22 protein-coding genes and 1 pseudogene are annotated in these 24,658 nt (G+C 41.2%); 15 read left to right on the forward strand and 8 right to left on the reverse strand.

Features of this window, described 5'->3' with window-relative positions; genetic code table 11:
* Positions 1–18 precede the first annotated feature (18 nt).
* From BN200_RS03715 to BN200_RS03725, 3 genes are all read right to left on the reverse strand, one after another.
* On the reverse strand, positions 19–603 hold the full coding sequence (locus tag BN200_RS03715) for a CarD family transcriptional regulator (protein ID WP_019221117.1): 585 nt from the start codon (positions 601–603) through the stop codon (positions 19–21).
* Positions 604–910: 307 nt separating this feature from the next.
* The gene (gene fdxA, locus BN200_RS03720; protein WP_019221118.1) at positions 911–1,249 is read right to left on the reverse strand and encodes a ferredoxin FdxA; all 339 of its coding nucleotides are present in this window, start codon (positions 1,247–1,249) and stop codon (positions 911–913) included.
* A gap of 20 nt (positions 1,250–1,269) precedes the next feature.
* Entirely contained in the window at positions 1,270–2,835 is a 1,566-nt protein-coding gene (locus BN200_RS03725; RefSeq protein ID WP_019221119.1) for a hypothetical protein, read from the reverse strand.
* A gap of 581 nt (positions 2,836–3,416) precedes the next feature.
* Here BN200_RS03725 and BN200_RS03730 point away from each other — a divergent pair.
* Together BN200_RS03730 and BN200_RS03735 are read left to right on the forward strand one after the other, a co-directional pair.
* Entirely contained in the window at positions 3,417–4,328 is a 912-nt protein-coding gene (locus tag BN200_RS03730; RefSeq protein ID WP_019221120.1) for an RNA polymerase factor sigma-32, read from the forward strand.
* 120 nt (positions 4,329–4,448) lie between these two features.
* The gene (locus BN200_RS03735; protein WP_019221121.1) at positions 4,449–4,652 is read left to right on the forward strand and encodes a BTB/POZ domain-containing protein; all 204 of its coding nucleotides are present in this window, start codon (positions 4,449–4,451) and stop codon (positions 4,650–4,652) included.
* Positions 4,653–4,687: 35 nt separating this feature from the next.
* On the opposite strand, the gene BN200_RS03740 is transcribed toward BN200_RS03735, so the two are convergent.
* Positions 4,688–6,166: a M48 family metalloprotease gene (locus tag BN200_RS03740; RefSeq protein ID WP_081585535.1), complete on the reverse strand. Its 1,479-nt coding sequence runs from the start codon at positions 6,164–6,166 to the stop codon at positions 4,688–4,690.
* Between the two features lie 207 nt (positions 6,167–6,373).
* Between BN200_RS03740 and BN200_RS03745 the strand changes: the two genes are divergently transcribed.
* The 3 genes from BN200_RS03745 to BN200_RS03755 all read left to right on the forward strand — a co-directional run bounded on the left by BN200_RS03745 (position 6,374) and on the right by BN200_RS03755 (position 9,374).
* A complete protein-coding gene (locus BN200_RS03745) occupies positions 6,374–7,009 on the forward strand; it encodes a thiamine diphosphokinase (protein ID WP_019221123.1) in 636 nt (211 codons plus the stop codon).
* Positions 7,010–7,113: 104 nt separating this feature from the next.
* Entirely contained in the window at positions 7,114–7,512 is a 399-nt protein-coding gene (locus BN200_RS03750; RefSeq protein ID WP_019221124.1) for a hypothetical protein, read from the forward strand.
* Positions 7,512–9,374, forward strand: coding sequence for an ABC-F family ATP-binding cassette domain-containing protein (locus tag BN200_RS03755; protein WP_019221125.1), 1,863 nt, complete (start codon positions 7,512–7,514; stop codon positions 9,372–9,374). The genes BN200_RS03750 and BN200_RS03755 overlap by 1 nt, the downstream gene beginning before the upstream one ends.
* Before the next feature lie 915 nt (positions 9,375–10,289).
* On the opposite strand, the gene rimJ is transcribed toward BN200_RS03755, so the two are convergent.
* Positions 10,290–10,859, reverse strand: a complete 570-nt coding sequence (rimJ, locus tag BN200_RS03760; RefSeq protein WP_019221126.1) for a ribosomal protein S5-alanine N-acetyltransferase — start codon at positions 10,857–10,859, stop codon at positions 10,290–10,292.
* A gap of 1,493 nt (positions 10,860–12,352) precedes the next feature.
* The gene (locus BN200_RS03765; RefSeq protein WP_011181282.1) at positions 12,353–12,610 is read right to left on the reverse strand and encodes a DUF2312 domain-containing protein; all 258 of its coding nucleotides are present in this window, start codon (positions 12,608–12,610) and stop codon (positions 12,353–12,355) included.
* 238 nt (positions 12,611–12,848) lie between these two features.
* Between BN200_RS03765 and BN200_RS03770 the strand changes: the two genes are divergently transcribed.
* From BN200_RS03770 to rpmA, 4 genes and pseudogenes are all read left to right on the forward strand, one after another.
* Positions 12,849–13,382 carry a DUF1036 domain-containing protein gene (locus BN200_RS03770; RefSeq protein ID WP_019221129.1) on the forward strand — a complete coding sequence of 178 codons (534 nt, stop codon included), beginning with the start codon at positions 12,849–12,851 and terminating at the stop codon, positions 13,380–13,382.
* Positions 13,379–14,815, forward strand: a complete 1,437-nt coding sequence (pyk, locus tag BN200_RS03775; protein WP_019221130.1) for a pyruvate kinase — start codon at positions 13,379–13,381, stop codon at positions 14,813–14,815. Before BN200_RS03770 ends, pyk begins: the two co-directional genes overlap by 4 nt.
* 297 nt (positions 14,816–15,112) lie before the next feature.
* On the forward strand, positions 15,113–15,268 hold the full coding sequence (locus BN200_RS09960; protein WP_341871740.1) for a hypothetical protein: 156 nt from the start codon (positions 15,113–15,115) through the stop codon (positions 15,266–15,268).
* A gap of 313 nt (positions 15,269–15,581) precedes the next feature.
* Positions 15,582–15,849, forward strand: a pseudogene (gene rpmA, locus BN200_RS03780) (50S ribosomal protein L27).
* A 458-nt stretch (positions 15,850–16,307) separates the two neighbouring features.
* Here the strand turns inward: rpmA and BN200_RS03785 are convergent.
* Both BN200_RS03785 and BN200_RS03790 read right to left on the reverse strand, forming a co-directional pair.
* Positions 16,308–16,685 carry a cell division protein ZapA gene (locus tag BN200_RS03785; RefSeq protein ID WP_019221133.1) on the reverse strand — a complete coding sequence of 126 codons (378 nt, stop codon included), beginning with the start codon at positions 16,683–16,685 and terminating at the stop codon, positions 16,308–16,310.
* Between the two features lie 12 nt (positions 16,686–16,697).
* Complete coding sequence (locus BN200_RS03790; RefSeq protein ID WP_019221134.1) at positions 16,698–16,973, reverse strand: DUF4164 domain-containing protein; 276 nt, start codon at positions 16,971–16,973, stop codon at positions 16,698–16,700.
* Positions 16,974–17,306: 333 nt separating this feature from the next.
* On the opposite strand from BN200_RS03790, the gene tkt reads away from it, so the two are divergent.
* From tkt to BN200_RS09145, 6 genes are all read left to right on the forward strand, one after another.
* Entirely contained in the window at positions 17,307–19,313 is a 2,007-nt protein-coding gene (gene tkt, locus BN200_RS03795; protein WP_019221135.1) for a transketolase, read from the forward strand.
* Positions 19,310–19,465 carry a hypothetical protein gene (locus BN200_RS09140; RefSeq protein ID WP_019221136.1) on the forward strand — a complete coding sequence of 52 codons (156 nt, stop codon included), beginning with the start codon at positions 19,310–19,312 and terminating at the stop codon, positions 19,463–19,465. Before tkt ends, BN200_RS09140 begins: the two co-directional genes overlap by 4 nt.
* A gap of 168 nt (positions 19,466–19,633) precedes the next feature.
* Complete coding sequence (gap, locus tag BN200_RS03800; protein WP_019221137.1) at positions 19,634–20,641, forward strand: type I glyceraldehyde-3-phosphate dehydrogenase; 1,008 nt, start codon at positions 19,634–19,636, stop codon at positions 20,639–20,641.
* 521 nt (positions 20,642–21,162) lie between these two features.
* On the forward strand, positions 21,163–22,356 hold the full coding sequence (locus tag BN200_RS03805; RefSeq protein WP_195886761.1) for a phosphoglycerate kinase: 1,194 nt from the start codon (positions 21,163–21,165) through the stop codon (positions 22,354–22,356).
* Positions 22,357–22,623: 267 nt separating this feature from the next.
* The gene (locus BN200_RS03810) at positions 22,624–23,655 is read left to right on the forward strand and encodes a class I fructose-bisphosphate aldolase (protein WP_019221139.1); all 1,032 of its coding nucleotides are present in this window, start codon (positions 22,624–22,626) and stop codon (positions 23,653–23,655) included.
* A 124-nt stretch (positions 23,656–23,779) separates the two neighbouring features.
* Positions 23,780–23,950, forward strand: a complete 171-nt coding sequence (locus BN200_RS09145; RefSeq protein ID WP_019221140.1) for a hypothetical protein — start codon at positions 23,780–23,782, stop codon at positions 23,948–23,950.
* Positions 23,951–24,658 lie beyond the last annotated feature (708 nt).

The raw sequence follows: 24,658 nt of genomic DNA on the forward strand, positions 1-24,658 counted from the left end.
AAAGNGTTTTACAATGTATTATGCAGCACAGACAGCTTCACTGTCTGTATTTATCTCATCCCTCTTAGTTTTAAATTCACGCTTTGGTTTTTTGGAGAGATGCATTTCTATGAGATTGATAGCCTCTGTTTCAGAAAGACTATTAATAACAGCAATCTCACGCGCCATCCTTTCAAGCGCAGCAGTATAGAGTTGACGCTCGGAATAAGATTGTTCAGGCTGTAGATCGGAACGAAAAAGATCGCGCACAACTTCAGCGATACAAATGAGATCTCCTGAATTAATTTTCGCATCATATTCTTGAGCACGGCGTGACCACATGGTTCGTTTAACGCGCGCTTTTCCATGTAAGGTTTTCAATGCACGTTCAACGGAATCAACAGCAGATAATTTGCGCATTCCAACAGAAATGGCTTTCGCAATGGGCACTTTAACATCCATCTTATCTTTCGCAAAATGAATGACAAAAAGTTTTAATTTATGTCCTGCAACCTCTTGATCTTCAATCGCTATAATTTGCCCTACACCATGGGTAGGATAGACAATATATTCAGAGGTTGAAAATCCTTTAGCATTGGAGGACGTTCCATGTTGGGATGCCATATTGTAGTTTACTCCCTTTAGTGACCAACAAATGTAACGGAAAACAGGCTAAAAGCCTGAACGTTGAATGTTCTTTAACTAAGTATATTATACGAATTTAATGAGCATAAAAGTCGAGTACTTTTAAAACAAACAAAAATACCTTCCTTTACAAGGAGAAAATAAGAAAATTACCTAGAAAGATGATCATGTTAAAATAACACTAACATCAAACATTAAAAGAATCAATCATTTCACTGAGGAATTTTTATTTTTACAAGAGATTGTTCTCAATTTCTCAAAATGCATGCTGTGTATCTTATGCTTATTATTCTCCGCTTCCTGGATTTTCTGAAAAATACTTTTCTAATTTATCTGGAACGCCATCCATTTCTTTTGCTTGAGGAAGAGGATCTTTTCTGGTGGTTAAATTAGGCCATTTGTTTGCATAATGAAGATTGAGCTCTAACCATTTTTCTAGTCCCGGCTCTGTATCCGGTTTAATGGCTTCTGCTGGGCATTCTGGCTCACACACACCACAATCGATACATTCATCGGGATGAATGACCAGCATATTTTCACCTTCATAAAAACAGTCAACAGGGCAAACATCAACACAATCCGTATATTTGCAATGAATGCAGTTGTCAGTTACTACATAGGCCAAAATCAAACTCCATTTTTATTTTAGTGACCTTTGGAGGAAAGGGGATGCGCATTTTTATTTTTGTCTTTTATCAGTTGATCACGCAGTGCAGCTAATTTTGCAAAAGGTGAATCAGGGTTAGAGCGCTTTTCTTTCTGAGAGGATTGATGATGACTGCCTTTGCTATGCTGTTTGTTTGCTGTGTGAGAATGTCCAGTGTGTGAGGTGGTTTTGCCCAGGCTGTCTTCCTGGGCATTTGCTCTTTTTTTAAAGGGATTGCTTTTTTTGTTTGGTCCCTTATGCCCAAACTTCTCATTGCTCCTTTGTGTGTGATGATGGTTATAACGCCATAGTAAAACGATTTTTTCTTCTGTCTCAACGCGTTTTTGTTGAGCAAAATCGCCAACAGGTTCAGCTGCTGGTAAACAATCTTCCCTGTCGGATTGGGTTGCAACACAGGTAGGCAAAGAGCCCTTTTCTTCCTGTGTTGTCTGCGAGATGTCTGTTGTCTTCCATTGGTCGCCAACAGGTTCAGCTGCAGGAACATCTTGTATCGCCGCGCGTGTAGAAGCAGAGGCTGTATTTTGAAGACGATTTTGCTCAAAAACAGTATTGCTTACGGCATGCGATTGATAACCAAGACCTTTTAGAATTTCTTCCATATCGGTTCCATTGGCTCCAAGAATAGACATCATCGTTGAGGTGACAAAAAAACTTTTGCCATCATAGGCTCCATCCGGTTTCGGGTCCATTCCTTGTTTCCAATGAAGCGCAGGGCGGATGAGATTCGCAAGACGCTCTAAAATATCAACCCGTACAGCACGTTGACCTAAAATACGATAACCAGCTAACTGATAAAATTGCCGGTTATAACGAGAATCAACAACTAAGGAGGTTCGTCCAGCTGATAAGGCGGTAAAAATTTCATGCAAACCAGTTTGGTCATGTCCCTCATTTTGCAGATTCCACAGCAGCGTAATGGCTTGGACTGGAACTGGTTTAAGCATCCCTGCAACATAAATATGAAATGCACCAAAGCGCACCCCTAACCGTCGGAGAACTGTCCGCGATTCTTGATCAAGATTTTTGACAATTGTGGCTATTTCTCGACGAGGAATAATTCCTAAAGAGTGGACAAGTCGTGCAGCAAGACTGCTTGTAGAATCCGTCAAACCTTCAGCATCACGTAAATCAAACAATGGCTTTAATGCTGTTTCAAAATGAAAGGTAACAAAACGTTCCAAGCGTTTTATGACGTTTTCTCGTGCTTCTCCCGTTAATTGCGCATCTGCTAAAATAATTAGTTTGGGTTTTAAAAAATCTTCTGTTGCAGCAAGTTGACAAACTGGTTGGCCAATCCAACGTACAATGCCATCAGAACTGAGGGTGAAATCTCCATTGGCTGAAGTACAAAAACGCACCGCACGTTTCGAAAAAGCAAGAGTTAAATTTTCATTCTCTGCTGAAAGTTCTGTCTCAGGTGCTTGATTGTCGGTAGTCTTCTTGTTAGCATAAAAACGAAAACCTTCAAATTTGCCACGTCCATGTTTTTCAATAAGAATATCATCTTGAAGAATATTATTCTCTTGAACAATCTTACTATCCATGATCATTTTCTTTCTTAATGCTACGCTGGTAAAAAAATTATTCCCGCCAATTCCAATCCTGTTGCTCCTTTAACATGTTTGTTCCATTTGCTTCAATCATTCTTGTCGTTTTTTGATACTTCTTTTTATTATTTTAATTTTGGATATTTTCTTTTTTATTCATTTTTCATTCAGTTTGGATGTTTTATACATCGCCATCATATGTATTAGTTGTATTGTAAGGCTGCAAGCGTAAAATAATTTTTTTACTCAAAAGGCAGATCAATCGAAAATCCAACAAAATACCCTCTCTTTTGTTAGACTATTTTATTTTTCTGCTGCTGTTCTCTTATGAACATATGAGAAAAAAGCTTTTTTGCGTATTTCTTTGGGTAAAATACATATTCATATCGTTATTTTGAACTGAAACTGTGTCTCATGACAAGAAGTTTTACGATAAAAATAAAAAAACAATTGCGATTATAAAAATACACGCTAAAGTAGTCCACATTAAAATAAACAACTTTTACGTTCTTTTTTAGAAAGAATGATGGTGTCATTGCCAAATCAACTTTGATAATTTTTAATCGCAAGGGGTTATTATGGGTAATCTTTCAAATGCTGTTTACAAAAATAGTAAAAATTATAGCGATGCAGACAAAAGTTTGGGACGCAATATGATGCGTTCTGCTATGCAAGCGCCTTATCTTGAACGGCAAAAAGAGCATGATTTGGCGCTGCGATGGAAAGACAAACGTGATGATGATGCTATGCATCAAATTGCAGCCGCTCATATGCGTTTGGTGATTGCGATTGCTAACCGTTTTAAGCGGTTCAAAATGCCATTGGGGGATTTGGTACAAGAAGGCTATGTGGGGCTGTTGGAAGCTGCTGCGCGTTTCGAGCCTGATCGCGAGGTGCGTTTTTCAACTTATGCTACATGGTGGATTCGTGCCTCTATCCAGGATTATATTTTACGCAATTGGTCAATCGTTCGGGGGGGAACGAGCTCTTCACAAAAAGCACTTTTCTTTAATTTGCGTCGTTTGCGGGCGAAATTGGTGCAAGATGATAGCGCTCTTTCAAAGCAGGATATCTTTCGTACCATTGCTGAAAAGCTTGGCGTTTCCGTGCGTGATGTTGAAACAATGGATTTCCGTTTTTCGAGTTCTGATAATTCCTTGAGCGTTTCTGTTTCTGAAAACAGTGATAATCCCGTTGCCAAAATGGATGCTCTTGTGGATGATAGCCCTCTGCCGGATGCTTTAATTGAGCAAGTGATTGATGGTCAAAGGCGCACACAATGGCTTTATGATGCGTTACAAATTCTCAATGAACGGGAATTGGAAATTATTCGTTTTCGTCGTTTAAATGAAGAAGGGGCTACTCTAGAAGTTTTAGGTGAAAAATTGGGAATCTCAAAAGAGCGGGTGCGCCAAATTGAAGCCCGTGCTTTGCAAAAGTTGCGCTCTGCTTTGCTTACGGTTAATCCAGCAGATGCTTATGATGTGTAAGCTATGAGTATTTTTTCAGGCAACGTGCTGAGAGTGAGGCTGGGTCGTTACAGGGCACAAGCAAGCGGGTTTTGTAGTGCCATTGAATCTGTGTGAAAAGGCCTCATACGGCAGGGGGGGATGAGGGTAACAGCGCATAAAAGTGTAGAAAATGGTGGCGAGCTTCCTTGGGCAGATGCTGATCAAGGGAGTAGCTTGTTGGTATTTTTCAGGCAACGCATTGAGAGAGAGGTTATGCAATTACAGGGCATAACAAATACAGCGATGAGAAAACTTATTTTTGAGAAACAATGGGAGTGGTTGTCGATATGCCTGAAGGGATAGAAGATGATGAAAAACACGGTTTCTCTTTATTTTTTTTACTGCGTAATAATTTTAACAGCGGCTCCTGTCTGTAAAGTTTGGTTTGGTGAGAGCGCATTAAGAATGCGAAAGAGTTTTGCTTTATGCGGTATATTGTACATTTTTTTCGCAAGGCTTGTAACATTTTCTCCTTTCTGGACACGTATAATACGGATTCTTAAAGGTTGTAGTTTTTTTAGCTGCGATGATGAAAGAAAAGCAAAACTTTGTATTGTTTTTTCGGAAACTTCTGCAAAATTTTGAGAACCATGTGGGGCAGCAGTGAGAAAACGCAAGATGTGGTTGTTGAATAGAATGACAATCACATCAAATTGCCATTGTGCATTGTATGCACGCGCCTGTACTCCAGGTAAACCTTGGATTATCAGTGGGCGGATAGAGGATGGATCTAGTCCTGCAAGCCAGCCACTTTGCAGATATTCACTCGCAGACATTGCAGCAGGATGCGGTAGGGCATCAAAACGAATGGCAATTTTATCTGGACCGCTCGCCCAAACTGTGTGTCCCGAATTTTCTATAGTGAAATTCTGTGGAACAGAAAAACTGATGCCCAACCGCGGGTGAATAAATTGGTCGCTTTGCACAAAACCTGTGTGAAGGCTGCCACCAAAAATCATGCCATCAATGCTTTTGAGAAAAGTATCACGTTTCGTGTTTCTCGTGTTCATTGGACTGATTTTACCGGCTTTTTCTCTCGCAAGATGAATTCGTTGCGGGGTGGTTGGATGTGTTATGAGAAAGTCTAGGGAAGTATCTTGGTTGCTTGGAATATGATGAAAAAGGCTATAAGCTTCTATAGATTCGAGAAAGCGTGGCAAAGCAAAAGGATCATAGCCTGCTTGTTTGAGCATTTCCAAGGCAATCGAATCAGCTTGGAGTTCCTGATTGCGTGAAAATTGTGCGAGTTGTCGCTTATCTTCAATGCTGTTATGAACTTTTTTTCCATCATAAGAGAGAAGATTGGCTGAGATGTGCTTTGTCGTCTTCAATTCTGCTGCTTTTTGTAAGCGTAAAATACCGTGATTGGCAGTAATATGCGCTATTTCATGGGCTAAAACTGCTGCAACTTCTGAAGAATTATTCGCTAATGCCAACATACCGCGGGTGATGTAGATAGAGCCATTAGGCAGTGCAAATGCATTGACACTGTGCGTATTTAAAATTGTCAGTGAATAGCTTTGATAAGAATTTTGTAATCCTGCGGTGAGCTTACGCACAATATTTGCTAACAGGCCTTGAAGTTTTGCATCATAATAGGCGCCTCCATAGATTTGCAAAATACGGGGGTGTTGTCTTGCACTTAATGTGGCATAAATATTGTCCTTGCCGGACTGCTCTCTTCTTGCAGAAGAATTGTAAGAAGAAAGCATCTTGTCGGGAGAGAAAGCCGTATGACACGCAGAAAGGAGAAGCATTAAACTTATCAGAAGTACTTTATACATGCGGGTACGAAAAAATAATATTTGTTGAAAAATCTAGATTCCTTGAAAATTTGTTGCCAACAAGCTGCTCAAATTTTCTTATGGTATTTTGAAAAAATTCATTCGTATCTTTTTGGTCTATTTTTAAAATGAAGAGACTCTCTAGGAAAAAGTTTTAGAAAGGATGCTTTCAAATCTATCACGGTTCTTTTTATACAAAGATGATAGAAAAGCAAAGCATTATGAAAGGCATAGTCTGTCATGACAACATTTGCAATATTGTTAAATGGAGATCTTTCTATCACCGATCGTTTGCGGAATCAAATTCGCAATAGTCGCGTGATTGCCGCCGATGGTGGAATGCGTCATGCAGAAGCTCTCAATCTGGTACCTGAGTTGTGGGTGGGCGATTTCGATTCTTCTCAGCAGGCTTTAAAACACAAATATGCAGATGTTCCTCGTGAGGTTTTTCCCTCTGATAAAGATATGACCGATAGTGCACTGGCATGTGAAAGAGCTCTACAAAAGGGAGCTGAAAAACTGATTTTATGTGGTGCTTTTGGTGGCGAAAGAAGCGATCATAGCCTTTCTCATATGACACAAGCATTGGTCATGGAAGAAAAAGGTATTTCAGTGTTATTAACCAACGGCCTTGAAGAAGGGTGGCCGCTTTTGCCAAAGCCTTTTTCATGCGATTTACCTGATGGGTCTTTGTTTAGTATCATTGGTTTTTCTGATTTAAAAGGATTAACACTTTCAGGTGCAAAATGGCCTCTTTGTGATAAAAATGTGTCATTTGGGTCTTCTTTGACGCTTTCTAATCGCATTTGTGGAACCTTCTCTTGTCATTTATGTTCTGGAAAAGCTATAGTGTTGGCGTCTGTACCTATTCCATAAGACTCTTCCAGTATATTCGAATAATGCAGAGGGGGGAATAAGTGATGAAGTGCCGGCGTGAATAATATATTTATGTTTTGATCTTTTTTAGGAGAGGTTTTTCTATGTTAAAATCAATTTTGAAAGTGGCTGTTGTTTCCGCCATTGGTTTAAGTACGGTGGCGTGTTCTGTAAATGATCAACGTGTCGCACGCTACGGTGTGGGAGGTGCGGCAATAGGTGCTTTGGCTGGAACAGCAATTGCTGGAAGTACTGCTGGAGCAGCACTTACCGGTGCAGCATTTGGTGCAATTGCAGGGTCTGTGACAGGTGCTGCTGTTAATCAGCAAAAACAGCAAAGACAAATTATCATGCATCATCCATCATTGTGCACATATCGTAATCGTAAAGGCCGGGTTTATCACGCGCCTTGTGCTCAAAAAGTACAGACACCACAATTGTGTACCTACCGTGATGGAAGAGGTGTCATGTATAAAGCACCGTGTCCGCAACGCGTTCGTTAATGGTGGTGCCGCTCCTGCGGCTTGACCGCATTTTCCTAACTTTTGGAAAAACGCCCTTGTTCAACCAAGCTTGTTTAGCGGTTGAACAAGGTGCCCGTATTGCCTTGGTAGGGCGTAATGGTTGTGGAAAATCAACCCTGTTAAAAATTGCCGCCGGAATGATCGAGCCAAACGAGGGGGAAATTTTTCGCCACCCTCGGGTAACTCTTCGTTATCTCTCACAAAACCCGGATTGTTCAGGATTTGAAGATGTTGATGCCTTTGTAGAAGCGGGGCTGGATCATGCGCCTGATACACAGTGGATCAATACTCTTTTGGCAAATCTTGGTTTTTCAGGAACAGAAAAATTGGCAAACCTTTCTGGTGGTGAAAGGCGGCGTGTATCATTAATACGGGCTCTTGCTACAAAACCCGATATTCTTCTCTTAGATGAACCAACCAATCATCTCGATTTACCAACCATTGAATGGCTTGAAGGGACTTTATGTTCTTTGCGTTCAGCACTTGTGGTGATTTCGCATGATCGGCGATTTTTAGAAAATGTCACGCGTTCAACGGTATGGCTTGATCGGGGGAGCACAAAAAGACTGGAAAAGCGTTTTTCGGAGTTTGAAAATTGGCGTGATAAGGAACTTGAAGAAGAAGCTTTCGAACAGCACAAATTAGGCCGACAGATTGCTCGTGAAGAACAATGGTTGCGCTATGGGGTAACAGCACGGCGTAAACGGAATGTGCGCCGGCTGGGTGCTTTAAAAGAATTGCGACAGCTTCATCAAACTTACAAAGGACCCTCTGGAAGTGCGCTGTTGAAAGCTGCGAAAAGCCACGATTCTGGTCAATTGGTGCTGGAAGCAAAGCGTATTTCAAAGTCTTATGGTGAGCGCGTTATTGTCAAAGATCTCTCTTTGCGTATTCAGCGTGGTGATCGAATTGGTTTGGTTGGTCCTAACGGTATTGGAAAGACGACATTGCTTTCTATTCTGATTGGCCAAGAAGCGGCAGATAGTGGAACGGTGAGGCATGGATATAACCTTTCCATGGCGTTTCTTGATCAACAGCGGAGTTTAAATGAAGAGGAAACATTAGCGCATTATCTTACGGGAGGGAGGGGAGAGACTCTTGTGATCAATGGGCAGGAGCGCCATGTGGTGTCTTATATGAAAGACTTTTTGTTTTTACCAGAACAAGCACGGACACCACTTAAAGAATTTTCAGGTGGAGAAAAAGCCCGCATTATGCTTGCTAAGCTGCTTTCGCGTCCGGCTAATTTTTTGATTCTTGATGAACCAACCAATGATTTGGATATGGAAACACTGGATTTGTTGCAGGAATTTATTGCCGATTTTGCTGGGACAGTGTTGTTGGTGAGCCATGATAGGGACTTTTTGGATCGTACTGTGACCCATATGTTAGCACCCAAAGGCGATGGGCATTGGGTTTTGTATGCTGGCGGTTATAGTGATATGATCGCACAAAACAAGCACGCTGCATTGTTAGGGCGCAAAGAGGGGGCAGTATCACAGCGTAAAGCGCCTTCAAATCCTCAGACACGGGAAAATGCAAATCCCCTCTCATCAGCAAATCGTGGCTTTGTGGAGTGGGAGAAAACAAAAATCCGCAAGCTGTCTTATAAGCAGGCTTATGCACTGGAGAAATTGCCTGAACAAATTGCTATTTTGCAGGACGAAATTAAAAAAATTGAACAAGAACTCTCTGATCCAGCCCTTTACTGCAAGGATAAACAGCGTTTCGAGTGTCTTTCTAAAGAGCTTGAGGAAAAACAAAAGCTTCGTGCGCAGAAAGAGGAACAATGGTTGGAGCTTGAATTGCTGCGCGAAGATATAGAGTCTATGAAGTCATAAAAACGTTTTCCTATTTACTTCTCTCAAGAAGATTTTGATATTTGGATAATCGCTGCGCTTCCATTTCCTATCTGTTTTTTCTACAATTCTTTGTGAGATGATGCATTGGAGAACAAAATATTTGCGTACAATAAAGAAACGCATTGGTATTTACACTTTTGAGTAAGATATTGATTTATAACAATCATTTATTGTACTGTCTGTTGAATAACAGCTCCGCATACCGTAAGATTTACTCATTCTAAATCTGTTTATGTTGATTCACTCAAAACCATTCGCTTGCACATTACAAGCGGGATGGGCGTGCGGATAAAAATGGTTAAAGAGACTCACAATACCTCTTGTGAATCGTCTCAAGTACTGCGGGCTTTAGCAACATTGAGGGTTGGTAAAGATTATCATGGTGCCGGCTTGCACGTTCAATAAGTGTAAAGAGGAGAGTGTTGTCCAATGGCTTTTTCGCTGTATTTTTCATGAACGCCGTTATGAAATGGGCTTCGTCCGCTTTAAAAGATGTTTGTTTAAAATAAGCTCGTGCATTCACGAGAGAGTGACATTTTGTTGTACGTGAGGGATGTGACTCCCTTAGAGAATGAGAGAAACAACACTATGAGGCAATGTATAGTCTCCATGACTTACAAGATATTGCTTCGAATATTTTTGAGAGTCATAAAGCAGAAATTAAAAGGAGATGGTAGAGGTGGGAACTGGTTTCTCTCTTTACAACTTCATGTTTTTCCAAATGAGAAGGTAGATTCGTTTTAGAGATTACGCAAATAGAGATACCTGATATTCTTGCTTCATATCTTGCGTATAAAAGCTGCAACAGCTCGTACTGCACTTGATATACGCCTTAATATTTGTGAGGTTTAAGAGGATCGATTTTTTTGGGGTACATTCTCTGCTAAAAACGCTTTATAACGTTCTCTTTTGCTCTTTTGGACTATAAGAATCATGAATTCGAGAGGTGAGAATATGATCTCTCCATTGACCAGAAATCATCAAATAGTCTCTGGCGTAGCCTTCTTTCTCAAAGCCGAGGCGTTTCAACAAAATTCCACTTCTGATATTCTCTGGCACATAGTTTGCCATCACGCGATGTAGGTGATAAATTTTAAAGATATGCGGTATGAGAGCAGATAAAATCTCAAACATGAGGCCTTTGCCTTGATGTTTTTCGTCAACAGAAAAACCAAGGTAACAGGCTTGAAAAGCACCACGAATTATATTTGTAAAATTCACCACCGCGATGATAGTGTTGTCATTTTTAAATCGTACGGCATATCGGTATGCTGTTCCCCGTATACTTTCACAAGCAAAGGCATGGGCCCGTGTTTTCCAAGCTGTGAGGGTGTTGTAATCATTAGGCTTTAACGGTTCCCAAGGATGGAGATAGTCCGCATTGCGTAGGAAATAGCAAGACAGTTCACCTGCATCTTCTAAATCAATCAATTTGGAAATTGTTCGTTTCGTTTTGAGGGACATCGCTCTCTCCTGATAGAAATTTATGTGTTTGCATCTCTCTTCTGCAATTTTTCAAATGTTTTTTCTTTTTGGTGAAATTAACCTTAAAAGTTAAGAAGTTAACTAGGAATTTCATCAAAAACACTTAGTTTTTTGTGTGTGGTAGAATGGAGAGAAAAGGGTACAAATAATCAGATATTCTTTTGATGGTGTTTGATTATTCTTGAGCGCCCTTTATACGCGTTATTTTATTTTTAAGTTTCTTTTCTCTCAAGAACTTACTTGCTTACTCTAAAAGACAAAGCTTTTTGTTTAGCTTTGATGTGATGTTTTAATGCATGCGTTTTTTATGCTTTATAAATTCTCCTTAATATGTCTGATTTGTTTGTTCACAAAAATATTTTGCAAATCATAGGGGATAATTATTGTTATAGCGCGCAAATGGGCAATGCTCACTCTCTTGGTGATTAGATCCACTATTCTGAATTTATGATGTGGTGGTTCAGTCTTTTCTTAATCTTATTTTCTTATCTTAAATGATTGTCTCTTGTGCTCATGAGTGGCTGCGCTTTTGTGATATCCTCAACTTGTTTGTGTTGCTGCAATCATTTCTTCAGAGTTTTGCTAGTCCATTGTCGTGTCGATTCTTTCATGGTTTGGTATTTATGAGCTTTCTTGCTTTTTGGTCTGTATTTTTGAGTTGGCAAGAGTATGATGCTGCCGGTTTGCTTCTTTTCTATGGGAAGTCGTGGTTCCCTTGGGGAGAATTGCATGTTCTAATATAAGGTACAGTCATTTGTTCTTTATGCGCCCATCTGTCTCCTTATCTTGCTTGTTTAAAGGCTGATTGAAGGAGAAGAATACTCCGAAGCAAGAAACATTATGCCTTCATGTAGAATAGAATGTTTCGCAAAACAGAACGCCATTATGTTACATATTCAAGATGTTATACATTCATGCACTTGTTTTTAAGAGACATCTCTTAATGATCGCACGCCTCTTGGTACTACGGTGCTAGAGTATAGAGCGGAAAAGCTATTATGCATCACTCTCCTCTTTACGCTTACATTTAAAGTGAAAAATAGCACCATCATTCTTTTTGCCTTTTTGCTCGCTCAAAATGTTGTAATAGCCCTCGTTAGGGGAGTTCATAAAGGGCATTTTTACTCCTTATCTTGCAGAGTTTTTATCCACACGCCACCCCCGCCCTTGCTGTGCAAGCGAATGCTTTTGAGTGATTCCTTATAAGAGGGGGTGAGATGAGCGAATCTTATGAGATTGGCGGTTGTCATTCATGTTAAAAAAACGATGAATTATCCTTATAAATCACTCTATTGCTCTTTTAAGGAATTGCTTCTCCAACTGTGTATCATAGTGCTGATTGTCTTGATTATAAGCGAAACATGCTGCTCATTTCTGGCATAAGTTCTGGCAGAAATTGATGTGCATGATTCATTTTTTGCATCTTCTCTTTTCTCTTCATTGTGAGGAAATATTCATTGTCATCAATGGCCTTAACTCATACCAAGGGCATCTTTATAAAGCTGGATGATAGCTTCTTCTTCCATGCGTTCATGTTCTTCTTTTTTACGCAGTCGTATAATGCTTCGCACAGCTTTACTATCAAAACCAGAGCCTTTCAGTTCGGCATAAACCTCTTTAATATCATCAGAAATGGTTTTTTTCTCTTCTTCTAATCGTTCGATTCGTTCGATAAAAGCACGTAATTGGTTTACGGATATAGCATGTGTTTCATCGGTGACTGTATTCATTTGTGTTTTCTCCGGGGTGTATATTTAAAACTGTTTTTTCGACGATAAAGTTGGGTGAATAAGCTTGAAGAACAAGAAGTTTATCAAGCTGTACAGTTTTTTTACAATTTGACTTTAAATATTTTGTAAAAGTTTAAGATCTATGCATTGACAAAAGGGTACTAAGAAGCAGAAAAGAGTGAAAATATACCTATATACATTTGGAAAGTTCTTGAAAACAGAAAAGATAAAGGGATGTATGTTTTGTTTTAGTGGTTTACGTCATAAAGGTGGTTTTGTGGTTGCCGAAAAACAGACAGGGGTGTTGCAGAGAAGGTTAGAGATTTTTTTGTTGAGTCTTTTGCTCTTGTCCACGTTTGTTGGTTTTGCAAAAGCTGATTTCCGAGTTTGTAATACGACACAACAGCCCGTTGGCGTCGCCCTTGGGTATCGTACATTTTCAGGTTGGGTGAGCGAAGGGTGGTGGGTCGTCCCTGTGACAGAGTGTAAAACCTTGATCGAAGGTCCTCTTTCTTCGCGATTCTATTATTTTTATGCAGAGGGAGCAGAGAAAAAAAACAGCTGGCCAGGTTCGGTGACCATGTGTGTGCAAGATAGCCAATTTACTATTCAAGGCGTGCATGATTGTTTTCCCCGTGGTTATCAAAAGGCTGAATTTAAAGAAATTGATACGGGGAATCAAACCAGTTGGATGGTGCAGTTGACCGATGAGTCTTTGTTCAACAATTCCGTTGTACAGTCCCCCTCACTTTCAGGAGTTTCTCCCCCATGAAGCGTGCACGTAAAGTAAAAATTATTGCTACCCTTGGTCCTTCTTCTTTTTCTACTTCCATGATTGAGAAGCTTTTTATGGCGGGAGCAGATGTTTTTCGTCTGAATATGAGCCATACGGATTGTGACACGATGATTGATTTGGTCAAGCGCATACGGAAAGTCGAAAAAACTGTTCGTCGGCCAATCGGTATTTTAGTCGACCTGCAAGGACCAAAATTACGTGTTGGCTCTTTTGCTAAGGGGCAAGAGGATTTGCGTATTGGGCAAAGCTTTACCTTGGATGATCGTGATATTCTTGGTGATGCGCAGCGTGTTTTTTTTCCACATGGCGAGGTGTTGGCTGCTGTCAAGCCGGGTGATCGATTGTTGATTGATGATGGAAAGCTGGAACTGCGTGCACTGGTGTGTGATGGTCATGCTGTTGAGTGCCGTGTGGTTGCTGGAAACCGTATTTCTGATCGAAAAGGGGTTAGTCTTCCCGATACAGTTTTGCCTCTGGGGCCAATGACGCTAAAGGATAAGGCTGATCTTCAGGCAGTTTTAGAGCAGCCTGTTGATTGGGTTGCCCTTTCTTTTATCCAGCGTCCGGAAGATATTATAGCGGTGCGTGCGTTGACCAAAAGCAAAGTGTCTTTGATGGCTAAAATCGAAAAACCTCAAGCTTTGGAGCATATAAAAGAGATTATTGATGTTGCCGATGGTATTATGATTGCACGCGGAGATCTCGGTGTGGAAATGCCCTTGGAGAAGGTTCCTGCCATTCAGATGGAGCTTATCAAAGCTTGTCGTTTAGCCGGAAAGCCTGTCGTGGTGGCGACGCAAATGCTCGAGTCTATGATTACATCCTCTGTTCCAACACGCGCAGAAGTTTCTGATGTGGCGACAGCCGTTTATGCGGGAACTGATGCTGTGATGTTGTCCGCAGAATCTGCCTCTGGTCTTTATCCTGAGGAAGCTGTGCTGATGATGGATCGAATCGCTCAACAAATCGAACAAGATCATACTTATGCGGCTCAGGTTGGGGCACAGCATCCTGCTCCAGAGTCAACGGGGACCGATGCGATTTCTCTCGCCGCGCGCCAGATCGCCGAAACACTGCAATTGACAGCCATTGTTGCTTATACTGCTTCAGGTACAACGGGTGTGCGTACATCACGGGAGCGCCCGAACAGACCCATTCTTGCTTTATCACCTCTTGTGAAAACAGCAAGGCGTTTGGCTTTGGTGTGGGGGCTTCATTGTGTGGTCACTGAGGATGCGCGGGATTTGGAGGATATGGTTGATCGTGCGGCAGCAATTGCTTTTCAAGAAGGCTTTTGCAGCAGCGGAGATCGCTTTCTTGTGACAGCTGGTGTTCCCCTTGGCACACCTGGTGCGACCAACCTCTTGCGTATTGCTGCTGTTTCTCAAGATGGAACAAAGGGTGTTTGAGTGTTGGTATGCGTTACCCTTTTGGGCAGCACTCGAACAGACTTACTGATTACCTTTTCGCTTATTGTGAAGATAATAGTGCGGCATTTCGCTTTGGTCTGCAGGCTTCCGGGTGGATTAATACTCTATGGCGTTAAAGTAGTCTTTGGTGTTTTATTCTTTTGTCAGTAGTATTGAGGATGGGCTCCTCGTTTCATCAATTGAATAAGAGTCCATATCTCTGCGGTTCTGGTTGGGGCGTAGTATCCTATTCCTGAGTTAACAGAGACCGATGCGATTTCTCTTTTTAGAACAGTCTTGACCAAGCAGTTTTTTCTTCTTTCAAATTCTTGTATGCACAAACAAAAAATTGCCTCTAGAGTTGTTGGGTTGAATAATATATTGATGGTTGTACAAGAAGATAAGGCAGTTATTGGTGCAGCTGTTGTTGCCGATGCTTTGGTTATGGCTTGAAATTATAGAGCAGCTCCATGCGTGTAAGGTTATCGCATTTAAAAAGCTCTGCCGTTAGAATTTAAAATGCACGCGTGGTCACCGCCAAGAAATAACGATATTTCGTATTTTAGAAATTTTAACGGGTGGTTTAAAGCCTCAAAAAGCAGCTGCAAAGCCAAGAAGAAGCTGCTGTAGTGAAGGAAACAACACAGGAAACGAAAACAGCGACTTCTGTTTAAAAAACTGCAAAAAAATTTCTGAGAAAAAGTCTGCATCACAGAAACAAACTGCTGTAGCATCAAAGAGTCAAGAATATTACAGGAAAATATCTATGGAACATAAAAAAGCTGGTGGGTTCTCGCGTAATGATCGCGATTTAGAATCGAAACGTCTTGGCGTTAAAAAATTTGGCGGTGAAGCTGTTATTGCTGGAAATATTCTTGTTCGTCAGCGTGGTACGCACACACCTTGGTAGCAATGTCGGTATAGGGAGGGATCATACTCTTTTTGCACTCTCCAATGGAATGGTTTCTTTTCAAAAGAAAGCGAATAATCGTTCGTATGTTTCTGTTGTTACCATGGTGGAGGTTGTAGAATAAGCAGTAATATTCTCTGGCAAATAGAATATACTTGTTTATTTATTTAAGAGGAAATCGACGTGTAAAGAGAACTCGTTTGAACAAAAAGTAAAAAGAGAGTCTCTCAAGCGCTGAAAGGCAAGAGTTGTGGCGATATGGGGTGCTTATCAATATCATAATGGATAATGATGATGTTCGCAGGCATTTTTGATGTTGATTTGTAGTTTCACAGTGTAAAAATCGCACTGCAGAGGAGGTTCTTGTATACTCTCTCATGGTAAGAAATTTTGCATAAAATTACGCTCGTTCATGAAGGGCGCATGCACTTGTCTCTTTTTTTTTAGAAGACACGCTGTTTGTTTGCAGTTATTGCGATTGAGGCGATTTTTTGACAATCATGCACCGACAATTATAATTATGCTCATTTATACTGGTCTTTGAGTGTTATAGCGCTGGTTTATTGAAGAGGAATAATGCGTTTAGAGATCTTCCTGTTCTTGCGGAACAAGACTGTTTTGCTCATCTTTGAGTAATTGGCTGGTAAGCTTTTCAATGCGCTTTGTTGTGTCGCGCATAATTCTTCCCATCGCCTGCTCTCTTTCATTATGAAGTTGTAAAAGAGATTCGTAGTCTTCTTGTAACTTTTTATTTTCTCTTTTTATTTCTTCCATTTCATCAAGAATCATAATGCCAGCCATAACTGATAAACGATGGTCACCAATTTCACCAAAATTTTTCTTCAGATGTGTGATATATTGGTCTAATCGAGCCGCAAGCTCAGTGAGATGGCGTTCTTGCCCTTTATCGCAAGCCATACGATAAACTTTACCATCAATGGTGACGGAAACCGTTTCCATGTCTTTAAACCTTTATCTGTCAATTACGACACGAATCGTTTCCATTGCTTTAATTAAACGTTTAGAAACTTCTTTATTTACTGCTTCTAGCCGCTCAACTTGCGCTTCAGATTTATCAAGTGCTTGGGCAAGACGGCTGCGATCCGCGTTCATTCGTTGAATTTCTTCTTCCCATTCATTGTTTTTATCAATAACCGCATTGCGGTTTATAATAGCGATTTCTAAGGTTCTGAGGGCTTTTTCCAATTGCTCTAAAGTTTGTGATAGAACCGTAGTCTCTTGGTTCATGATATTTACATCCTTTAAGTAAGTGTATCCTTTATTAATTCTTTATGCAAAAACGAATCACTCCTTTTCTTTTCTTGTGAAAAGTTCATTTTTAAGTATGTAGGACATTTTAGCAAGTAAAGCAGGGGATAGCTGTTAATTAAAAGCTGGATTTTTTGACAGTATTGGCATAAATGATATGTGCATAAAGGATGTGTGAGGGGACTGTTACTGAACTGATCGCAAAAGGTCTCACGCTGACAATTGAAATACACTGAAAAATATTTCTCAGAAAATTGAAGAGAATATGAAAGAACAACAAAATAACGCGTTTAACAAAGTGGTCTATCATTTATGACAAATATCGAACAACAGAAGCAGATGGCGAATGCTATCCGTTTTCTTGCTATTGATGCGATTGAAAAAGCAAATTCTGGTCATCCGGGTTTGCCAATGGGGGCAGCCGATATTGCTACCGTCCTTTATACAAAATTTCTTGCTCATGATCCCAAAAATCCTCATTGGCCTAACCGTGATCGTTTTGTATTGTCCGCTGGCCATGGCTCTATGTTGCTTTATGCGCTCTTGTATCTTTCTGGTTATGAAGATATTTCCCTTGAAGATCTCAAAAATTTCCGACAAATAGGTTTTAAGGTTGCTGGGCATCCAGAATATGACCATGCTGCCGGAATCGAGACAACCACTGGGCCACTGGGACAAGGATTGGCTAATGCCGTGGGAATGGCACTGGGAGAGCGCCTGCTTAATGCACGTTTTGGTGATCTCATCAACCATTACACTTACGCGCTGGTTGGCGATGGGTGTCTCATGGAAGGGATTTCACAAGAAGCTCTTTCCCTTGCTGGACATTTGAAACTCCATAAGCTTATCGTCTTGTGGGACGATAATAACATTTCCATCGATGGAGAAATCTCCCTGGCTGATAGTACAGACCAAATAGCCCGTTTTAAGGCTTCTGGTTGGAATACCCTCAAAGTCGATGGACATGATCAAGCAGCAATCGCACAGGCTATTGAGGCAGCACAAAATTCCGATAAACCAACTTTGATCGCTTGTAAAACAACCATTGGTTTTGGAGCTCCTAATAAAGCTGGAACCAATAAAGTGCATGGAGCGCCTCTTGGCGCATCAGAAATTGCTGAGACACGTATCGCTTTGGGGTGGGAGGCAGAGCCTTTTGTTATTCCAGCCGATATCCTCGATAATTGGCGCTTGGCTGGTCTCAATGCCGCTAAAAAACGACAAAAGTGGAAAGAAAAATTTGCCGCTCTACAACTCTCAGAACGCGTGGAGTTTGAAAGATTAATGCGTGGTGATCTCTTGAGCGGATTTGATGGTGCTATCGATGCTTATAAAAAGAAACTGGTTGAGGAGTGTCCGTGTGTCGCCACCCGTAAAGCTTCGGAAATGGCTCTTGAAGTGATCAATGAAGTCGTGAGTGAGACGATTGGTGGATCTGCTGACTTGACCGGATCGAATAATACCAAAAGCAGTCAGATGAAAGCGATTTCTGCTGAGAATTTTTCAGGGCGTTATCTGCATTATGGAATTCGCGAACATGCCATGGGAGCTGTGATGAATGGTCTTGCCCTTTATGGAGGCTTCATTCCTTATGGCGGAACCTTTTTATGTTTTTCCGACTATATGCGTCCCGCAATGCGTTTGTCTTCTCTTATGGGGGTGCGGGTCATTTATGTTATGACCCATGATTCTATTGGTCTTGGTGAGGATGGACCGACCCATCAACCGGTGGAGCATTTGGCTTCTTTGCGTGCGCTTCCTAATCATCTTGTTTTCCGTCCTGCTGACGCTATGGAGACTGTCGAGTGTTGGCAATTGGCTTTGAAAACACGGGGGACGCCCTCTACCTTGGCTTTGAGTAGACAAAATTTACCACTTTTACGCCAGGAATATGAGGAAGAAAATCTTTGTATGCTCGGTGCTTATGAATTACTCACAGCAAGTGATGATGCGAAAGTTACCTTGTTTGCTTCCGGTTCAGAATTGCAAATTGCTGTACAAGCACATGCAGTTTTAGAAGAAAAGGGTGTTCCAACGCGTGTGGTGTCTGTGCCTTGTTTTGAACTCTTTGCACAGCAATCTCTTTCCTATCAGAGCGCTCTCATTGGTGATGCACCGATTAAAATTGCCATTGAAGCTGCAATTCGGCAAGGTTGGGAGCGTTTTATCGGTTGTGATGGAGTGTTTATTGGTATGCAAGGATTTGGTGCTAGTGGCACCATTGATGCGCTTTATAAACATTTCGGCATCACCTGTGAGAATGTGGTTGCTGCTGTTGAAAAAAAGCTTGAAGAAATCAATAAGGAAACTGTCAAATGAGTGTTCATGGTGCCATGAACCGTTTTGATCATTTTGGGGGTGGTCGTTTTTATGCCATTGTGGAAAGTAAACCAATGATTATTGGTGATTCGGAAAGGATCGAAATAAAGACATCTATGTCGTGCTATAAAAAATCGGCGAGGTCAATGTGAAATGCGTGTCTCTCTTGCAATAAATAGATGTAAACCTCTTGTAGGCAAGAGTTTGTCTGTTTATCGTTGAATGTGAAAATATTAAGGTTTTAGAAGTGAATGATTTGGGGGTGCTTGGAACTAGTGTACCTCTGTTGTGCTCTGAAAAATCGATAAGGAAAATGTCAAATGAGTGTTCGCGTTGCAATTAATGGGTTTGGTCGTATTGGACGCAATATTTTGCGTGCCATTATGGAAAGTGGAAGACAAGATATTGAAGTTGTGGCCGTTAATGATTTGGGATCGGTGGAAACCAATGCTCATTTGTTGCGCTATGATTCCGTTCATGGGCGTTTCCCAGGCACTGTTCAGGTTATTGGGGATGCCATTGATATCGGTTCTGGTTTGATCAAGGTGTTCGCACAGCGTGATCCAGCACAATTGCCTTGGAAGGCTTTGGATATTGATATTGCTTTGGAGTGTACGGGTCTTTTTACTGCTTGTGATAAAGCAAGTGCTCATTTGGATGCGGGAGCAAAGCGTGTTCTTGTTTCTGCACCCTCAGAAGGCGCAGATCTCACAGTGGTTTATGGCGTGAATCATCAGTCTTTGAGAAAAGAGCACCGCGTTATTTCAAATGCTTCTTGTACAACCAATTGTTTGGCCCCTGTTGCACAAGTTTTGCACAATACTGTTGGTATTGAAAAGGGCTTTATGACAACAATCCATTCTTATACCGGTGATCAACCTGTGTTGGATACAATGCATCGTGATCTTTATCGTGCACGTGCGGCAGCTCTTTCTATGATCCCTACCTCAACAGGGGCAGCGAAGGCTGTGGGATTGGTGTTGCCAGAATTGAAAGGGTTGCTTGACGGCGTCTCAATTCGTGTTCCAACGCCGAATGTTTCTGTTATTGATTTAACGTTTACCGCTAAGCGTTCCACAACGGTGGAAGAAATTAACACCGCTATTCGCACGGCTGCACAAGGCTCACTCAAGGGAGTTTTGGATTATACTGACGAAAAGCTTGTGAGTTGTGATTTTAACCATAATCCGCATTCGGCTATTTTTCATAATGATCAAACTAAGGTTATCGATGGTCAGCTCTGTCGTGTTCTCGTGTGGTATGATAATGAGTGGGGTTTCTCAAACCGTATGGCTGATACGGCTGTGGCTTTTGCTAAAACACTATAAAATGAGAGGACCTGCTGGTCCTCTTTTTATAAAAAAGTCAAGTTTATGATAAAAAATGAAGATGCATTCTTTTTGAAAAAAAACAGGTGAGGTTTCTCTTAGCGTGTAAGGAAAATGCTGCTTAAGTTATTGAGAATTTGTCCTTTTTAGGTACAATTTTGGTGGTTTTTTTCATTGTCTGAAAGGAAAAAGACGAAAAACGCTCATTTTCAATGAGATAAAGTTTTGAAAATACAGATGCACATCTTTTTTGTATAAAAGTAAAAAAAGACTCAAAGGCAGAAAAAGTTTAAATGAATGCGTTTTTGTTTGAGACAACAGAAAGTGAAGAGAAGAGATTGATGGGCTTTCATAGAGTTGATGTTGTTGATGTCAACTGAGAAACCTGTTGTTGTACGGAAGAGTGACAGAGAATAAAGGAAGCTTTTTCTTTGATGGAAGATGAAGAGAAAATTGCCTAAGATAAGAAGTGAACAGGTGCGTTTTTGTTTGAAACAACAGAAAGTGAAGAGGGAGCAGTGATGGGTTTTCGTACACTTGATGATGTTGATGTGGCAGGGAAACGTGTTCTTGTGCGGGTGGATTTTAATGTCCCAATGGCGCAAGGAAAAGTTTGCGATGATACGCGTCTTAAACGACATAAAGAAACGCTCATTGAATTGCAAAGGTGTGGTGCTAAACTTATTCTTCTTTCCCATTGTGGGCGCCCTAAGGGACAAGTGGAGCCAGAATTTTCGTTGCGTCCCGTTGTGCAAGTGTTGGAAAAAATAATCGGACAAACGGTGAATTTTGCATCAGATTGTATTGGTGAAGCTGCACAGACAGCCGTTCAATCCTTACAAAATGGCGGTGTTTTATTGCTTGAAAATGTTCGCTTTCATTCAGGGGAAGAAAAAAATGCTGGTTCTTTTGCTGAGGCTCTTGCTCATAATGGAGATCTTTATGTCAATGATGCTTTTTCAGTCTCTCATCGTGCCCATGCTTCGGTAGAGGGGATAACACATTTTTTGCCTTCTTATGCGGGGCGTTCTTTGCAGTGTGAATTGCAAGCCTTAGAAAAAGGTCTTGGTAATCCAACCCGTCCGGTGATCGCAATTGTTGGAGGAGCAAAGGTTTCCAGTAAGCTTTTTGTGCTCAATCATTTGGTTGAAAAGGTCGATTATTTGGTCATTGGTGGGGGCATGGCCAACAGTTTTTTAGCAGCCAAAGGTGTGCGTGTTGGAAAGTCATTGTGTGAACATGCGTTGATGGAAACAGTAAAAAAAGTTATTGAAAAGGCAAAGGAATGCAAATGTACGCTTCTGCTTCCTGTCGATGCAATCGTTGGATTTCGCTTTGAAAAAGATGCACCGCATCGTCTCTATGATATTGGAGATATTCCTGAAGATGGAATGATTTTGGATATTGGTACACGCTCTATCGCGCATATCAATGCCGTGATCGATAAAGCTGCTACACTCGTATGGAACGGACCACTTGGTGTTTTTGAGATGTCTCCTTTTGATCAAGGAACGATTGCAGTGGCATGCCATGCAGCAGAATGTAGCTTGACAGGGAAATTGGTTTCAATCGCAGGAGGCGGAGATACGGTGTTTGCACTTAATCATGCTGGTGTTGCTGATGATTTTACTTATCTCTCAACCGCAGGTGGGGCCTTTTTGGAATGGATGGAAGGCAAGGTACTGCCTGGTATTCTCGCTCTTATGCAGGCTTAATGGATAAGTTTAGAGGATCAGTTTTGTGGTATAGTTTTGTAAGATGGTGTATTGCTGCTGATTTTACTTCTCTTTCAGCTGCTGGAGAAGGCTTTTGGGGAATGGATGGAAGGTAAGATGCTTTCCGCTATTCTCGCTCTCATGCAAGCTTAAAGGGATTCGTGTGAACGAACAGTTTTAAAAAATGTAACATCATGGCTATGGAGTATATGTGCTGGTGTTTTGCACAGTTTTGGAAGTTAAGACAAGATTAAAGAGGAATTTTTTATGAATGAACGTCTTGAAGATATAGCACTTACTCTGGTAAGTGCAGGGAAGGGTATTTTGGCAGCAGATGAAAGTACTGCAACGATTGGAAAGCGTTTTGAAAGCATTGGAGTGGAATGCACTGAAGAGAATCGCCGCGCCTATCGTGAAATGCTGTTTACTGCAAAAGAAGCTATGGAAAACGCTATCTCTGGTGTTATCTTATTCGATGAAACACTGCGTCAAAAAGCATCTACGGGGCAAATGTTGACCGATCTTATTCGTGATGCAGGTGCTGTGCCAGGGATTAAAGTCGATACTGGTGCTAAACCCTTGGCGGCTTTTCCTCAAGAAACAATTACAGAAGGGTTGGATGGTCTTCGTGAGCGTTTAAAGGATTACTATGCTTTGGGAGCCCGTTTTGCTAAATGGCGTGCGGTGATTGCCATTGATGCATATACTCTTCCAACAAGAGCGGCAATCAGCCAAAATGCACAAGCTTTGGCGCGCTATGCTGCTTTGTGTCAGGAAGCCGGTCTTGTGCCGATTGTTGAGCCGGAAGTGCTAATGGATGGATTATCCCGTCAGCATTCCATTACGCGCTGCTTTGAGGTCACAAAAGCTGTTTTACACACTGTGTTTCAAGAATTGTTTGAGGCCCGTGTCCTTTTCGAGGGCATGATTTTAAAGCCCAATATGGTGATTGATGGAAAAGATGCGCGCAATGCTTCTGTTGAAGAAGTGGCTGAGAGGACAGTTCATGTTCTTAAAAACACTGTTCCTGCTGCTGTTCCTGGAATTGCTTTTCTTTCCGGAGGACAGACTGATGAAGAAGCAACAGCACATTTGTCGGCTATGAATGCTTTGGGGACATTGCCTTGGAAATTGACCTTTTCTTATGGGCGAGCGTTGCAGGCAGCTGCTTTGAAAGCATGGGGTGGGAAAGAGGAAAATGTTGCTGTTGCACGGGAGGCTTTTTGTCATCGCGCCCGAATGAACCACCTTGCTGCTTTGGGACAATGGACAAAAGAGCAAGAAAAATCTTGTGCTTAAAGAACATAAAAAGCCCCTTCAATGTGGTTAGAATTTTGCTTTTTAAGTTTAAAATGTCAGTCTTATGCTTTATCAAAGTACTCAAGGGCGTAATATTTTCTGTGTGAGCGTTTAAAGGATTATTATGCTTGTAAGAGCCCCTTTTGCGAAATGGCGTGCGGCGATTGCTATTGATGCACATTATTCTCTCAACAAGAGGGGCTATCAGCCAAAATGCACAAGCTCTGGCGCGCTATGCTGCTTGTATGTCAAGGAAGTTGGTGAAGTGGGTCTTGGACCGATTGTTGAACGGTAAGTGCTGATGGATGGATTATCGTATCAGCATTCCATTAAACGCTGCTTTGAGGTAAAAAGCCGTTTTACAAACGGTGTTTCAAGAATTGTTTGAATCCGTGTTCTTTTCGAGGGCATGCAGCCCTATAGGGTGCGTTGATGGCAAAGATGTGTCTACTTCCTTTGTTGAAGAAGAGACTGAGAGAACAGTTCATGTTCAGAAAAAGATCCATGTTTTTCGATCAACCTGCTGTAAAAAGGCTAAAGGCTCGAAGGGGAGGGACGTTCAGTATATGGCTTCATTAACTCATATGCGGGGTTAAGGGCAGTTCGTACTCTTTGAGAGTTATCGAATGGTGGAAAAATTTCTCACAGTCAAGAGAACTTGCAGGGGGGTGTTTACTGCTCGATAAACATGAAAATGGCTTTGCTTTGTAGATTTTTTTCCGGCATTTATTCATCATGATTGATGTTGTAGAATGCGATTTGAGAGCTTGTAAAGAGATGTCTTTTTGAAAAACCGTATTTAATTTTTTGAAAATGTTTTTCTAAAAATCCGGTGATCATGTGATTTTCTTTCGATGCGTAGGAATTGCTTTGTCTGTGGATATAACACTTTAATTTATAAGGATAATTCATCACTTTTACCTTGAATGAGATCTCCCAATGTCTCAATATTTCAAGATTTTCTCATCTCAAATTTTCCTATAGCACATCAATTACAATCACT

This window comes from Bartonella senegalensis OS02, assembly GCF_000312545.1.
Taxonomy (GTDB): Bacteria; Pseudomonadota; Alphaproteobacteria; order Rhizobiales; family Rhizobiaceae; genus Bartonella; species Bartonella senegalensis.

Excerpts from the sequence above, each read along its gene's own strand:
- BN200_RS03715 (WP_019221117.1), bottom strand. The coding sequence starts at position 603 with ATGGCATCCCAACATGGAACGTCCTCCAATGCTAAAGGATTTTCAACC.
- BN200_RS03725 (WP_019221119.1), bottom strand. The coding sequence starts at position 2,835 with ATGGATAGTAAGATTGTTCAAGAGAATAATATTCTTCAAGATGATATT.
- BN200_RS03730 (WP_019221120.1), top strand. The coding sequence starts at position 3,417 with ATGGGTAATCTTTCAAATGCTGTTTACAAAAATAGTAAAAATTATAGC.
- BN200_RS03735 (WP_019221121.1), top strand. The coding sequence starts at position 4,449 with ATGAGGGTAACAGCGCATAAAAGTGTAGAAAATGGTGGCGAGCTTCCT.
- BN200_RS03745 (WP_019221123.1), top strand. The coding sequence starts at position 6,374 with ATGACAACATTTGCAATATTGTTAAATGGAGATCTTTCTATCACCGAT.
- BN200_RS03750 (WP_019221124.1), top strand. The coding sequence starts at position 7,114 with ATGTTAAAATCAATTTTGAAAGTGGCTGTTGTTTCCGCCATTGGTTTA.
- BN200_RS03755 (WP_019221125.1), top strand. The coding sequence starts at position 7,512 with ATGGTGGTGCCGCTCCTGCGGCTTGACCGCATTTTCCTAACTTTTGGA.
- rimJ (WP_019221126.1), bottom strand. The coding sequence starts at position 10,859 with ATGTCCCTCAAAACGAAACGAACAATTTCCAAATTGATTGATTTAGAA.
- BN200_RS03765 (WP_011181282.1), bottom strand. The coding sequence starts at position 12,610 with ATGAATACAGTCACCGATGAAACACATGCTATATCCGTAAACCAATTA.
- BN200_RS03770 (WP_019221129.1), top strand. The coding sequence starts at position 12,849 with ATGTTTTGTTTTAGTGGTTTACGTCATAAAGGTGGTTTTGTGGTTGCC.
- pyk (WP_019221130.1), top strand. The coding sequence starts at position 13,379 with ATGAAGCGTGCACGTAAAGTAAAAATTATTGCTACCCTTGGTCCTTCT.
- BN200_RS03785 (WP_019221133.1), bottom strand. The coding sequence starts at position 16,685 with ATGGAAACGGTTTCCGTCACCATTGATGGTAAAGTTTATCGTATGGCT.
- BN200_RS03790 (WP_019221134.1), bottom strand. The coding sequence starts at position 16,973 with ATGAACCAAGAGACTACGGTTCTATCACAAACTTTAGAGCAATTGGAA.
- tkt (WP_019221135.1), top strand. The coding sequence starts at position 17,307 with ATGACAAATATCGAACAACAGAAGCAGATGGCGAATGCTATCCGTTTT.
- BN200_RS09140 (WP_019221136.1), top strand. The coding sequence starts at position 19,310 with ATGAGTGTTCATGGTGCCATGAACCGTTTTGATCATTTTGGGGGTGGT.
- gap (WP_019221137.1), top strand. The coding sequence starts at position 19,634 with ATGAGTGTTCGCGTTGCAATTAATGGGTTTGGTCGTATTGGACGCAAT.
- BN200_RS03805 (WP_195886761.1), top strand. The coding sequence starts at position 21,163 with ATGGGTTTTCGTACACTTGATGATGTTGATGTGGCAGGGAAACGTGTT.
- BN200_RS03810 (WP_019221139.1), top strand. The coding sequence starts at position 22,624 with ATGAATGAACGTCTTGAAGATATAGCACTTACTCTGGTAAGTGCAGGG.
- BN200_RS09145 (WP_019221140.1), top strand. The coding sequence starts at position 23,780 with ATGCTTGTAAGAGCCCCTTTTGCGAAATGGCGTGCGGCGATTGCTATT.